At 58.4% G+C, this 12,940-nt stretch carries 12 protein-coding genes; 6 read left to right on the top strand and 6 right to left on the bottom strand.

Annotation, left to right across the window (positions count from 1 at the left end; translation table 11 throughout):
* Window positions 1–2: 2 nt before the first annotated feature.
* The 3 genes from GTU76_RS20165 to GTU76_RS20155 all read right to left on the bottom strand — a co-directional run bounded on the left by GTU76_RS20165 (window position 3) and on the right by GTU76_RS20155 (window position 3,508).
* The gene (locus GTU76_RS20165; RefSeq protein WP_180699424.1) at window positions 3–2,525 is read right to left on the bottom strand and encodes a TcfC E-set like domain-containing protein; all 2,523 of its coding nucleotides are present in this window, start codon (window positions 2,523–2,525) and stop codon (window positions 3–5) included.
* A 104-nt stretch (window positions 2,526–2,629) separates the two neighbouring features.
* A complete protein-coding gene (locus GTU76_RS20160) occupies window positions 2,630–3,121 on the bottom strand; it encodes a CS1 type fimbrial major subunit (RefSeq protein ID WP_016987547.1) in 492 nt (163 codons plus the stop codon).
* A 57-nt stretch (window positions 3,122–3,178) separates the two neighbouring features.
* Complete coding sequence (locus tag GTU76_RS20155) at window positions 3,179–3,508, bottom strand: hypothetical protein (RefSeq protein WP_180699423.1); 330 nt, start codon at window positions 3,506–3,508, stop codon at window positions 3,179–3,181.
* 112 nt (window positions 3,509–3,620) lie between these two features.
* On the opposite strand from GTU76_RS20155, the gene GTU76_RS20150 reads away from it, so the two are divergent.
* Both GTU76_RS20150 and GTU76_RS20145 read left to right on the top strand, forming a co-directional pair.
* Entirely contained in the window at window positions 3,621–4,196 is a 576-nt protein-coding gene (locus GTU76_RS20150; protein WP_180699422.1) for a PadR family transcriptional regulator, read from the top strand.
* Complete coding sequence (locus GTU76_RS20145) at window positions 4,193–4,978, top strand: siderophore-interacting protein (RefSeq protein WP_093430617.1); 786 nt, start codon at window positions 4,193–4,195, stop codon at window positions 4,976–4,978. Before GTU76_RS20150 ends, GTU76_RS20145 begins: the two co-directional genes overlap by 4 nt.
* 102 nt (window positions 4,979–5,080) lie before the next feature.
* Here GTU76_RS20145 and GTU76_RS20140 read toward each other — a convergent pair whose 3' ends face one another.
* Entirely contained in the window at window positions 5,081–5,722 is a 642-nt protein-coding gene (locus GTU76_RS20140) for a Pr6Pr family membrane protein (protein ID WP_175553285.1), read from the bottom strand.
* A 1-nt stretch (window position 5,723) separates the two neighbouring features.
* A complete protein-coding gene (locus GTU76_RS20135) occupies window positions 5,724–5,954 on the bottom strand; it encodes a VF530 family protein (protein WP_016987543.1) in 231 nt (76 codons plus the stop codon).
* Window positions 5,955–6,254: 300 nt separating this feature from the next.
* Between GTU76_RS20135 and GTU76_RS20130 the strand changes: the two genes are divergently transcribed.
* The 3 genes from GTU76_RS20130 (at window position 6,255) to GTU76_RS20120 (ending at window position 11,131) form a co-directional block, all read left to right on the top strand.
* On the top strand, window positions 6,255–7,616 hold the full coding sequence (locus GTU76_RS20130; RefSeq protein WP_180699421.1) for a carbohydrate porin: 1,362 nt from the start codon (window positions 6,255–6,257) through the stop codon (window positions 7,614–7,616).
* 217 nt (window positions 7,617–7,833) lie between these two features.
* Entirely contained in the window at window positions 7,834–10,245 is a 2,412-nt protein-coding gene (locus GTU76_RS20125) for a glucose/quinate/shikimate family membrane-bound PQQ-dependent dehydrogenase (protein WP_180699420.1), read from the top strand.
* Between the two features lie 520 nt (window positions 10,246–10,765).
* Window positions 10,766–11,131: a DUF6124 family protein gene (locus tag GTU76_RS20120; protein WP_180699419.1), complete on the top strand. Its 366-nt coding sequence runs from the start codon at window positions 10,766–10,768 to the stop codon at window positions 11,129–11,131.
* 95 nt (window positions 11,132–11,226) lie between these two features.
* Here GTU76_RS20120 and GTU76_RS20115 read toward each other — a convergent pair whose 3' ends face one another.
* Entirely contained in the window at window positions 11,227–11,625 is a 399-nt protein-coding gene (locus GTU76_RS20115; RefSeq protein ID WP_180699418.1) for a hypothetical protein, read from the bottom strand.
* 292 nt (window positions 11,626–11,917) lie between these two features.
* Between GTU76_RS20115 and GTU76_RS20110 the strand changes: the two genes are divergently transcribed.
* Window positions 11,918–12,370, top strand: a complete 453-nt coding sequence (locus GTU76_RS20110) for a hypothetical protein (protein ID WP_095122458.1) — start codon at window positions 11,918–11,920, stop codon at window positions 12,368–12,370.
* Window positions 12,371–12,940 lie beyond the last annotated feature (570 nt).

Genomic DNA, 12,940 nt, shown 5'->3' with positions numbered 1-12,940 from the left:
ATTCAACCCGCCTTCTGTGCGGTGGCACTGACGTCAGCCACGGTGTCCGGCGTACAGCGCAGATCGCCGATCATCAGTACATTGTTTTCACTGCGGTACTGGTTGGCGTCGAGGCGGAACTGACACAGCAACCGATTATCGCGACGGATTTCGAGGGTCGGCGAACCGGCGTTCATTTCCATTGAAAAGAACCCGTCGACCTCGGTCACGCCACGGCTGGCGTGGTTGATCACGTGATGGCCCTTGAGCGGCTGCCCTGTTTCATCGATCAGTCGACCGAGCACTGTCAGGGTTTTCATCACACGGATCTTGCGATACTCCACCCCGCCTTTGTTCAGGTGATAGCGAGTGCGCGCCGGCTCGATCGTGGCCGCCGGTACGTGATTGCCTTCGAAATCGAAGCTCACCGAGCTGTTCTGATACGCGGTGATCGGGATGAAATTGCGCCCCGGTTTCAAGGCCGCACTGCCGCCGCTGTAATCGTCGGCACGCAAGGCGATATCGTCGATGTCCGACTCCACATCGACGATCATTCCGGCGCCGCGCATTTCGTACTGACTGGTCATCAACATCTGCTGACCGCCGACCACCAGCGTGCTGTCGAGGTTCAGGCCACCGGTGAAATTGCCGTTGTAGGACGAGCGCTGGATAAAGCCATCGCCATTGACCGAATCGGTGCGGAAATTCGCCAGGCTGGACATGCCGACACCGTAGGTATCGGTCAACGCCGTGACCGAGACGTTTTGCAGCACATGATCCTTGAAGTCCTTGCGCCAGCCGATCGATCCGTTGTTGTCGCGGCTGCCGTCGCGAGCGGTGCGCGAGCCGATGCTGCCGGTAATCTGCTGGCCGGGGGCGCCAAGCGCCATATTGACGCTCAGGTCGACCCCGCGGTTGCGCGCATCGCCACTGCTGTAGCTGCCCGGCCGATCAAACAGTGACAAGCGCCAGCTGGCATCGCTGCCAAACAGTTGGGTGCGTTGGGTCCACCCCAGATCCATGCCCAGGCCTTCGACATTGCCTTCGCTGTGCGACACCCGGGCGTTGAGGGTGTTCTTGCTGTTGATGCGATGGTTGAGCGCCAGCGACGAGTTGCTGGTCTGGCCGATGAACACGTTGCGCGGGCGAACCCGGGTGCCGTCGGGCAAGGTGTCATAGGTGTTGGTGGTATCGAGCCAGCTGCGGTTGTGGCTGATCACCACACTGCCGGATCCGTAGTTGTAGAGGCTTTGCAGATCCAGACCGGTGCCGTAATCCTCGGTCTTGTAGACGTTGGCGTAGAGACTCATGTGATTGGCCAGCGTCCAGTCGATGGACGTACCGTATTGCAGTTTTTCGCGGATCTGGCGCGCCGACAACCCGAGAATCACCCGCGGGTGCAACAAGTAATTGACCGCCGCCCCGGCGGTGGGGCTACCACTGGACTGCGTGTCCCAGTTGCTCAGCAGTTTGCTTTCCTCGCCGGCAAACACGTTGTAGCGCCAGCGCTCGTCGAGGTTGCGCCAGTTACTGGGCTTGTACACCAGCTCCTGGGTGGTCGAGGTGATCTGGCCGTCTTCGATCAGGCGCACCTCCACTTCATAAATACCGCCGGGCAAAGGCCGAGTGTCGAGGGTCTGCAAACCGGCAGGCACCGACTGGGTGTTGATCAACAGACCGTCACGCCAGATCTCCACCGAACCCTGACGGTTGGCAGTGACATAAATCGGATAAACGCTGGGCATCGGGCTGTTGATCGCCAGGCTGTCGGAGCTGCCGTACATGACCCCGACCGCCGTATCCGGGCTGGTGCCGAACGTGCGCGGCTGACGGGTCAGCCCCTCGGAATTGGGAGTGAAATAGCCCAGGCGAAAAAAACTGCCCTGCAGTTCACGCTGGGTATGCAGTTCGTGTACAGCGTGATAAAGCTTGTCGTCCGGCCCGCCAAGACGTGCCAGTTGCAGGTTCAGTGTCTGGCTCCAGTTACCCAGGCTGCCGCTGGCCTCAAGGCCAAAGCGTCCGCCCAGATCCTGATCCTGGCCGCCGTTGAGGTTCAGTTGATTGCGCACCATCAAGCCATGGCTGCCACCTTCGGGCTGCTCGTAATAGCGCTTGGCTTCAAGGTCACGCTCAGCGTTTGCGGTGAGAATCGAAACCAGAGAACTTTCCAGGTTGTAATGCACGGCCAGCACCTGATCCGGACAGGAACCGGTGCAGTTGCCCAGTGGCACGCCGGGCTTGAGATAAGCCGCCCATTTCTCGCGATCAGCAGGGCCGTAGCGGTTTTCGCTGGTGTCGGTGAATTCGAGCAGGGTGATGCGATCATCGCGGGACAACACCACCATGGCCTCGCCCAGGGGCTGATGATCGAGTTCGACCCGAACCGCCAGAGGCACATCAAAGAAGTGCTCCTCGAAATCTGCCGGCAGGCCTTTGGCCTGGGCCAACAGACTGCGCGGCGTAGTGCCGGCAGAGTTGGAAGCCACGGCAGCGCTGGCACAAAACAACAGCGCAAGCGCAGCCGCGATGGGTGTCATCGGGAACATGAACTCTCACTCTGATTAGAACGGTGGAAGTCCGCCGGGACAGACTGTGCTGCCCCCGCGGTGAACGCTGACAGAACGTCAGCGTTTGTTGCCGGATCAATCGATCAAGGCGTACCGACCGGTGGAACGGCGTCGAAGGTCAGCGCTACAACACCGGTGTAATCACCCGGCTGAAAGTTGGAACCGATGGCACTGATCTTCAGTGGCGCGCGGAAGTTAACGTCGGATTCAGACTCGCCTACGACTTCCTGAGGGGTGGTGGTGAGGGCTTTGTTGTTGATCGCGACCTGGAGATCGATGCTGTTGGCACCCGAGATCAGTTTTGGCGCACTGTCCACGCTGGCATGGACCGAACCGTTGTTGTTGCGCACATCGAAGAAACCGTTGACTTCGCCCATCCTGCCGGTGGCCGGCTGGTAGCTCATGTCCTGATCCTTGTTGACCAGATCGGGATCGGTCGGCACCACGTAGAAGCCGTTGGTCGGCACGTGAGCGACGATGCTGATCGAGTGAGCGGCTTCACCCGCGGCGAACGCTCCCGAAGAGCCCAGCGCCAGAAGTGCCAAAGGAGCAGCGATTGCGATTTTCTTGAACATCGTTCAGTACCTTGTTTTCTTTATTGAGAAGGAGTGCATTGAAAGTTCAAGAAGCGGTCAGGGGAGTTGAGCCAGATCAACTTGTACTTTCAATGCCGGGGCATCATCGACTGTTACCTCTGGAAAGTAAGCAAGTAACTTCCTATAAGCTCGTAGTTCAACAACCCTATGACCCGCAAGAAAAAAGAACAAAAAATCGATATTCAAAACATTGACTGTAAGTTCTGCCCTACATACAGATAAAGTTAAAAAACCATACAGCACTTGCACCCTTGCACGGCAAGGGATCAGTTGAAACTTTAGAATACTTGCTCGAATAAATAGAGTGATGACTTTAACTTCAAAGTTATTCTTCGCCAGACATTCGCCGAAAAAGACCTGTTGCATTCGCGCAAGATAGCGCCGCTCGTCTGCTGGTCGAGGATCGGAGAAAAAACGCCTTGCACCCTCGTTAAGATATATCTTAAGTTGTATCTAAACACGACGAGAGAAGATCGAAATGAGAGACCATCATTCCCCCCACCGCAATCACGCCGACGGCCGTGACGGTTTTGAAAAGCGTCCCGGTCGCGAACGCGGCGGCCGTGGCCCCCGGGTATTTGCCCCTGGGGATCTGAAGTTATTGTTGCTGGCGCTGGTCGCCGAACAGCCGTGCCACGGCTATGACCTGATCCGTCAGATCGAAGGCATGTTCGACGGCGCGTACAGCCCCAGCCCCGGCGTGATCTATCCGACCCTGACCTTTCTCGAAGAAAGCGAAATGATCAGCGGCGACGCCGAGGGCGGCAAAAAACGCTACAGCGTGACCGAGGCCGGTCGTTTGTCTTTAAGCGAACAAGCCGTGGCGCTGGATGGCGTGCGCATGCGCATCGATGTGAGCAAACGCTCGTTGCGCGGCCATGATCGGCCGCCGGAAATCCACGAGGCGGTGCACAACCTGCGCCATGCCCTGCAATTGCACCACGGCCGCTGGAGTCCGGAAGAAATTCTGCGCGTGCGCGACCTGCTCAATGACACCGCCAAAGCCATCGTCGACGGCCCTGCCGTTCAACCTGTTCCGGAGAAAGCCGAATGACTGCAGTCGATACCCAAACCATTCACCGCGTGATGCACGAAATCAAACGCCGCAAACTGGAAGTCCTGCGCGTGGTCGACCTGACGCCGCGCATGCGCCGCATCACCCTCGGCGGGCCGGAGCTGGCCGGGTTTATCAGCCTGGGCACTGACGATCACGTCAAACTGTTGTTCCCGCAGAACGCCGAACAGGCGGCGGCGCTGGAGACGATGGTGCTCGGCGCCGGCAAGGACGACGGACCGAAGCCGGAAATGCGCGACTACACCCCGCGTCGTTATGACCTCGATGCGCTGGAACTGGACATCGATTTCGTTCTGCACGGTGACGGCCCTGCGTCGACCTGGGCGGAACAAGCCAAACCGGGGCAATTCCTGCACATCGGCGGGCCGCGCGGTTCGATGATCGTCCCGGATATTTTCGACAGCTATTTGCTGATCGGCGATGAAACCGCCCTGCCCGCCATCGCCCGCCGCCTCGAAGGCCTGGCGGCCAATCGCAAGGCGCTGGTGGTGATCGAAGTGGAAAACGGCGCCGAGCAGCAAGTGCTGGAGAGTGCGGCGCAGGTCAATGTGATCTGGGTGTTGCGCGAAGGCAGCAAGGACAACCTGCTGGCGACGGTGAAACAATTGCAGGTGCCCAAGGGCAATCTGTATGCCTGGGTCGCGACCGAAACGAAAGTCTCGCGGCAGATTCGCCGGGTGCTGATCGATGAGCATGGGCTGGATGAACAACTGATCAAAGCCGTCGGCTACTGGCGCGCCGAGGGATCTGAAGAAGAGTGATATACCTGTGGGAGCGAGCTTGCTCGCGAATGCGGCGGATCAGTCGCCTCAATACTGACTGACAAACCGAATTCGCGAGCAAGCTCGCTCCCACATAGAACTTTAACTTCGTACGGCTTGCCAGCGGTCGAGGCCGATGACCAACAACCCAATCAGCACAAACCCCGCCAGTATCCCCCCCGCATTGACCAACACCTGTGGATAACCCAACACCGCCACATCAATGAACGGGTACGCATACGCGCCGAGCAAATGCCCGCGCAGCAACGCGTAGATGAAATACACCAGCGGATAAATCAGCCACACCGGCAGATGCCACCAGCGCAAAGTGCCCTTGGGCACGTACAACCACCAATAGCCAAGAAACAGCAGCGGCATCACGTCGTGCAGCAACTCGTCAGCGATCAATTGCCAGCCTTCCGGGTGCCACAAATGCCGCAGCAAAATGCTGTAGGCGAGACCCACCACAGCGATGCTCACGGCAATCCCACTGCTGACCCACGGTCGTAAAAACCAGCGGCGCGCAGCAGACTCACGCGTGGTCACCGCGCAGGTCAACACCGTCGCCACCAGCGTATTGGTCAGAATCGTGAAGTAACTGAAAAAGCTCACCAGCCCGCCCAACAGGCTGGCGCCGACGCTCAAACGCGCGAAAAAAATCAGGTACAGCTGAATGCCCAGCCCCGCCCAGCCCAACACGGCTGCGCAGGTGATCAGGCGACGGCGCCAACAACCGGCATCCATGTCAGAGCGGTCGCTTGGTGCGCATCAACTTCACGTACAGACGCTCGACCTTCTCCCGTGCCCATGGAGTTTTGCGCAGGAATGTCAGGCTCGACTTGATGCTCGGATCACTCTTGAAGCAGCGAATATCGATGCGCTCGGCCAGCCCCGACCATTCGTAATGAGTGACCAGGGCGTTGAGGATCTGTTCAAGGGTCACGCCGTGCAGCGGATCGGGGGTTTGTTCGTTCATGCCAGGCCTTTGGGCGAAGTGAAAATGCAGAAGCCGCGCACCTTAGCCGAGGGGGTGATCGGGTGGAAGGCCTACCTTCAAATGTAGGCCAACCTGAGAAGATCGCAGGCCACAACACGGGCCACAATGCGCCCGTTTGCCGCACTGTTACCGAATCCGAAACGCTGCATGTTCACAAAAGGCCTTTGTCTTTTTGTAACAGATCATTATCCTGCCGCCCTTCCGCTGAATCGCTTCACTGCCTGCGACATATTGAAGCGCTCGAATTGCACCCCGAAAACACCAAAAAAAGACTTAGCCATGCCCGATTTTTCCTTCTCCCGAGACAGCGCTATCTCAGCCCTGCGCACCCTTGGCGGCTGCACCGCCCTCGGCCTCGCCACCTGTGTTCAAGCGGCGCCCGCGTTCGACAGTGACTCACCGTACATGCTCGGTGACTGGAACGGCACGCGCACCGAACTCTCGGAAAAAGGCTACGACTTCAAACTCGATTACACCGGCGAAATGGGCAGCAACCTGCACGGTGGATACGATCATGACCGCACCGCGCGTTACAGCGATCAGTTCGGCCTGGGCACACACCTCGACCTGCAAAAGATCCTCGGCTGGGACGACGCCGAGTTTCAACTGACCATCACCAAGCGCAGCGGCAACAACATCAGCAACGACCGCATCAACGACCCGCGCGTTGGCGGCTTCACCTCAGCCCAGGAAGTCTGGGGCCGTGGCCAGACCACGCGCCTGACGCAGATGTGGTACCAGCAGAAATTCTTCGATCAGAAACTCGACATCAAGGTCGGCCGTTTCGGCGAAGGCGAAGACTTCAACAGCTTCCCGTGCGACTTCCAGAACCTCGCGTTCTGCGGCTCGCAGGTCGGCAACTGGGTCGGTGGCATCTGGTACAACTGGCCGGTCAGCCAATGGGCGTTGCGCGTCAAATATCACCTGACCCCAGAGCTGTATGCACAGGTCGGCGCCTACGAGCAGAACCCGTCGAACCTTGATCGCGGCAACGGTTTCAAACTCAGCGGCAGCGGCACCCAGGGCGCGATCCTGCCGATCGAGCTGGTGTGGACGCCGAAGCTCAACGGCCTGCCGGGCGAATACCGCGCCGGTTACTACTACAGCAACGCCAAGGCCAGCGACGTCTATAAAGACAGCCACGGCCAACCGGCCGCCCTCAGCGGCGAAGCCTATCGCAGCGCGTCGAGCAAACACGGCGTATGGCTGGGCATCCAGCAGCAGATCACCAGCATGGCCAGCGATAACAGTCGCGGCTTGAGCGTGTTCGCCAACGGCACGATGCACGACAAGAAAACCAACGCGATCGACAACTACGTGCAGGCCGGCATCACCTATAAAGGCCCGTTCGATGCCCGCGCCAAGGATGACATCGGTTTCGCCCTCGCCCGCGTGCACGTCAACCCGGCCTTCCGCAAAAACGCCGAAGCGAGCAACCGTGCGAATGCGGTCTACGACTATGACGATCCGTCCTTTCTGCCACCGCAAGACACCGAATACAGCGCCGAACTGTATTACGGCGTGCACGTGACCAACTGGCTGACCGTACGCCCGAACCTGCAATACATCCGCCACCCCGGTGGCGTGAACAACGTCGACGACGCCCTGATCGGCGGGATCAAGATCCAGTCCTCGTTCTAAAGATTTACGTAAATCCATTGTAGGAGTGAGCCTGCTCGCGATAGCGGTGTTTCAGGCGACATCTCCAGTGACTGACACACCGCTTTCGCGAGCAAGCTCACTCCTACAGATGAAATTCGTTAGCTAGACAAGTTTTTATCTGAACCATGCCTGTGCCAAATCGTCATCTAAAGTGACTACAGCGCGGGACTACATAAACGTCACGGAGAATCACACTATGAGCACCGAAAGTGCTTCGAGTCGGGGCCGTTTGCTACCGAGCCTGCTCGGCATTCTGCTTCTACTGATGGGCCTGGCCATGTTGGCCGGAGGGGTCAAGCTGAGCATGCTCGGCGGCTCGCTGTACTACCTGCTGGCCGGTATCGGCATCGCGCTGAGCGGCATTCTGCTGCTGATGCGCCGTCGCGCGGCGCTGGGCCTGTACGCCATCGTTCTGTTTGCCAGCACCGTTTGGGCGCTGTGGGAAGTCGGTCTGGACTGGTGGCAACTGGTGCCACGTCTGGCCCTGTGGTTTGTCCTCGGCTTCGTGATGTTGCTGCCGTGGTTCCGTCGTCCACTGCTGCTTAACGGCCCGGCGCCGATGGGCACTGGCGGTCTGACCGTCGCCGTGGTGCTGGCCGGCGTCACCGCTCTGGCCAGCCTGTTCACCCACCCGGGCGAAACCTTCGGCGAACTGGGCCGCGACACTGCGGACACCACCAGCACCGCGCCAGCCATGCCCGATGGCGACTGGCAGGCCTATGGCCGCACCGAGTTCGGTGACCGTTACTCGCCGCTGAAGCAGATTACCCCGGCCAACGTCGGCAAGCTGCAAGAAGCCTGGCGCATTCAGACCGGCGACCTGCCAACCGCGGATGACCCGGTCGAGCTGACCAACGAAAACACCCCGCTGAAAGCCAACGGCATGATCTACGCCTGCACCGCGCACAGCAAAGTGTTGGCCCTGGACCCGGACACCGGCAAAGAACTGTGGCGCTTCGACCCGCAGATCAAGAGCCCGGTCGGCTTCAAAGGCTTTGCGCACATGACTTGCCGTGGCGTGTCGTACTACGACGAAGCCGCTTATGCCAAATCTGAAAACGCTGCCTCGGCGGTGATTTCCGAGGCTGGCAAAGCCGTTGCGCAGGCTTGCCCGCGTCGTCTGTACCTGCCAACCGCTGATGCCCGTCTGATCGCACTGAACGCCGACACCGGCAAGATCTGCGAAGGCTTCGGCAACAAAGGCGTGGTTGACCTGACCCAAGGTATCGGCCCGTTCACCGCTGGCGGCTACTACTCCACCTCGCCAGCGGCGATTACCCGTGATCTGGTGATCATGGGCGGTCACGTGACCGACAACGAATCGACCAACGAGCCATCGGGCGTAATCCGCGCCTTCGACGTGCGCGACGGTCACCTTGTGTGGAACTGGGACAGCGACAAGCCAGACGCCACCGAGCCTTTGGCACCGGGCGAAACCTACAGCCGCAACTCGGCCAACATGTGGTCGCTGGCCAGTGTCGACGAAAAACTCGGCATGGTGTACCTGCCACTGGGCAACCAGACCCCAGACCAGTGGGGCGCTGATCGCACCCCGGGCGCCGAGAAATTCAGCGCCGGCGTTGTAGCCTTGGACCTGGCCACCGGTAAAGTGCGCTGGAACTACCAGTTCACCCACCACGACCTGTGGGACATGGACGTTGGCAGCCAGCCAACCCTGCTCGACATGAAAACCGCCGACGGCGTGAAACCTGCGCTGATCGCTCCGACCAAACAGGGCAGCCTGTACGTCCTCGACCGTCGTGACGGCACGCCGATCATCCCGATCAAGGAAATCCCGGTCCCGCAAGGCGCCGTCAAAGGCGACCACACCGCCCCGACCCAGGCCCGTTCGGACCTCAACCTGCTGGCCCCGGAACTGACCGAAAAAGCCATGTGGGGCGCGAGCCCGTTCGACCAGATGCTGTGCCGCATCCAGTTCAAAGAACTGCGTTACGAAGGCCAGTACACCCCGCCGTCGGAACAGGGCAGCCTGATCTACCCGGGTAACGTCGGCGTGTTCAACTGGGGCGGCGTTTCGGTCGATCCGGTTCGCCAAATGTTGTTCACCAGCCCGAACTACATGGCCTTCGTTTCGAAAATGGTGCCACGCGAGCAAGTCGCCGCCGGCAGCAAACGCGAAAGCGAAACCGCTGGCGTGCAGCCAAACACCGGCGCGCCATACGCCGTGATCATGCACCCGTTCATGTCGCCACTGGGCGTACCGTGCCAGGCCCCGGCCTGGGGCTACGTTGCCGGTATCGACCTGACCACCGGCAAAGTCGTATGGAAACGCAAGAACGGCACCAGCCGCGACAGCTCGCCAATCCCGATCGGCTTCACCCTCGGCGTCCCAAGCATGGGCGGCTCGATGGTCACGGCTGGCGGCGTCGGCTTCCTCAGCGGCACCCTCGACCAGTACCTGCGCGCGTATGACGTGAACAGCGGTAAAGAGCTGTGGAAATCGCGTCTGCCGGCTGGCGGCCAAGCGACCCCGATGACCTACACCGGCAAGGACGGCAAGCAATACGTGCTGCTGGTTGTCGGCGGTCACGGCTCGCTGGGCACCAAGATGGGTGACTACGTGATTGCGTACAAACTGCCGGAATAAGTTTTATCGGCGGTAAAAATGAAGGCGATGTCCCGCAAGGGGCATCGCCTTTTTTGTGCACACCATTTTTGCATCCGCAGGAAGACCCTGTGGGAGCGAGCTTGCTCGCGAAGGCGTCAGCACATTCAACATCTACGGTGCCTGACACACCGCTTTCGCGAGCAGGCTCGCTCCCACAGGTTGAAAAGTGTTTATCTGTGGGAAATGTGCTCGTCCTACAGACGTTGAAAATTGCGCGGAGTTTTCCGACAAGTCGCGTCGGTTGTGCCTCGGAAATTGGCTGGATAGGCTCGGGGGGTCGCTGCAAATTCAGCGAACGGGCGTCGCGGCCCGACTTCTGGGGCATAATTGCCGCCGCTTAACAGCAGCACCCCGAGTGCTTGTTTTATGGTGGCTGTACGCGGGATACCTTCGGGTATGCCGAATGCCTCAGGTCGGTCCGCGAACCCGCGTACAGCTGCCACCCCTCTTTTTGCGTCGCGGCAATTAGAGGAATGGCCCAATTCCTGAGGAGCAATAAATGAAAAAGCCAACACCCAATCCGCCAGAAACCGACGACACCTCGCCCTACGAATCCCCCGATTCCAAGAAATTCCACGAAGCCGCCGAACGCGCCCTCGACCACTACCTCAAACCCAACGCATTAACCCTGCGCTTCCACAAACCCAGCACCATGTTCCAGGTCGCCCCCGAACAGGACAGCGAAAGCCTGCTGGTCCACGCCTGCGAATCCCTGGCCCAAGCCAGCCTCATGACCAGCGACATCGCCGCCTACATCGACCTGCCGCAGCGGAGGACGATTCTGGCGATCCAGCAAATCATCATGCTCGCCGAACTGGCCGTGAATCGCGTGCTGGATAATGTCGAGATAACAACGCAAAACTGATGGATGATGCGCTGTGCGCGTGTGGGTTCGTTCATAGGTTGCCCAACCCGACACGCGCACGACCTCCTCGCCAAAGAGCGGAAGAGGCATTTACATCATTCGTTACGCAAATCAAAGCACCCGAGAATATCTATGCTGCCGGCGTACGGATCATTAACCACTACATGGAAAGACATCTTGTAGTGCTGAGCTGCCGTATCAAAATCGATAGTAAACGTACCGTCCTTGGCTGTAGCTTTTTCCAGGTCATGGCCTGATTGGGCGATATACAACATCTCATGGAACGTCGCTGGCTCGGTTGATGGATTGCGCCTCACATTAAAGTACAGAGTTCTGAAAACGTCGGGATCCACGCCCGCCTCTGACCCCGAACAGTGATAATACTCGCCATCGAAATAGACATTAACCCTAGTCGGAGCGAAGTCAGGGCGCCCCTGAATCCTGGCAGTAAACGTGCCCGTCGTACTGGAAGTTACAACCTTCTCGATCGTCATACTCAGTTCCATTGAATTTCGAAGTTGAAGGACGATCGTCTCGGAAAATCGATAAATACGTAACTGTCAGACCTGACAGGTATCTAGATCAAATAGAGATAATGCAGCGAAGCTGCTATAGCCGCAGTGCCGAAGCCTCCGATCTTTGATCAAAATCGTGGCTCCTATATAACCCGTATCAAGAGACGTCATCGCGAACAAGCATAAAACCCTGTCAGATATGACAGGTCACCGTTTTTAACTTTTCTCTCAGACTTCCTTCTCCAACCAAATCAATAAAAGGAAGCTCCCCATGACCAATCCAAACGCATCCCCAGCCGTATGGGTAAACGGTATTCTTAACGTCGATGTCAAAGGCACCATTGGCGACACGCCAGTCAAGCTGACCAGCTTCCTGACGACCAGCCTTAGTACGTCTTTCAACCAGCTTGGCGGTTACAATTTTTCTTTCGAAGATAACCACAGTTCATCGAGCCGACGATCACTCACCATCTCGCTTCGCAAGCTGCTGGATCCTTCAATCGCTGGCTACTTTGAATATGTCGTGACCGAACGAGGTCTTCAGCCTTATGACTATGAAGTGACATCCTCTTCCGGCATTGCTGTAAGTCAACTCAATAGCGGCCTGTACTTATACTCCCTCGACAACTTGCAAATTTCCGCCAAGGCAGTCCACGGTGATGAAACGCGTGAGCTCACCGGTAACGGATACTTTTTTCTCCAAGAGCTGACTTACCCTATCTAACAAGCCGGTCAGGACTTCAGTCATCGGGTTAATCGTGCGTCTGCCTTTCCGTTACATGGAGGGAACTGACGGAGGACGCACGCCGACATGAATACCGAGTCGAACTCAGACTCTGAATCAGATCAAAAGCCCCTCACCCTAGCCCTCTCCCAGAGGGAGAGGGGACTGATCGCGGTGTTTGGGAGAGCTACGCCGACGTGCGATAGCGCGTTGAACTCAGATCCTGAATCAGATCAAAAGCCCCTCACCCTAGCCCTCTCCCAGAGGGAGAGGGGACTGATCGCGGTGTTTGGGAGAGCTACGCCGACGTGCGATAGCGCGTTGGACTCAGACTCTGAATCAGATCAAAGCCCCTCACCCTAGCCCTCTCACGGAGGGAGAGGGGACTGATCGCGGTGTTTGGGAGAGCTACGCCGACGTGCGATGCCGAGTTGAACTCGGACTTTGAAAAGCCCACAATGATCTGGTCAAACGATACTGGACACGGTTATAGGGTTTTACCCTTTTTCATGCCGCCAGGGCCTCCATGTCCACCGGAGTTCGGTAGCCATTGTGACTGTGCAGCCTGAT

Origin of the sequence: Pseudomonas crudilactis (genome assembly GCF_013433315.1) — a bacterium.
GTDB lineage: Bacteria > Pseudomonadota > Gammaproteobacteria > Pseudomonadales > Pseudomonadaceae > Aquipseudomonas > Aquipseudomonas crudilactis.
This window is presented reverse-complemented; position numbering and strand designations above follow the sequence as displayed.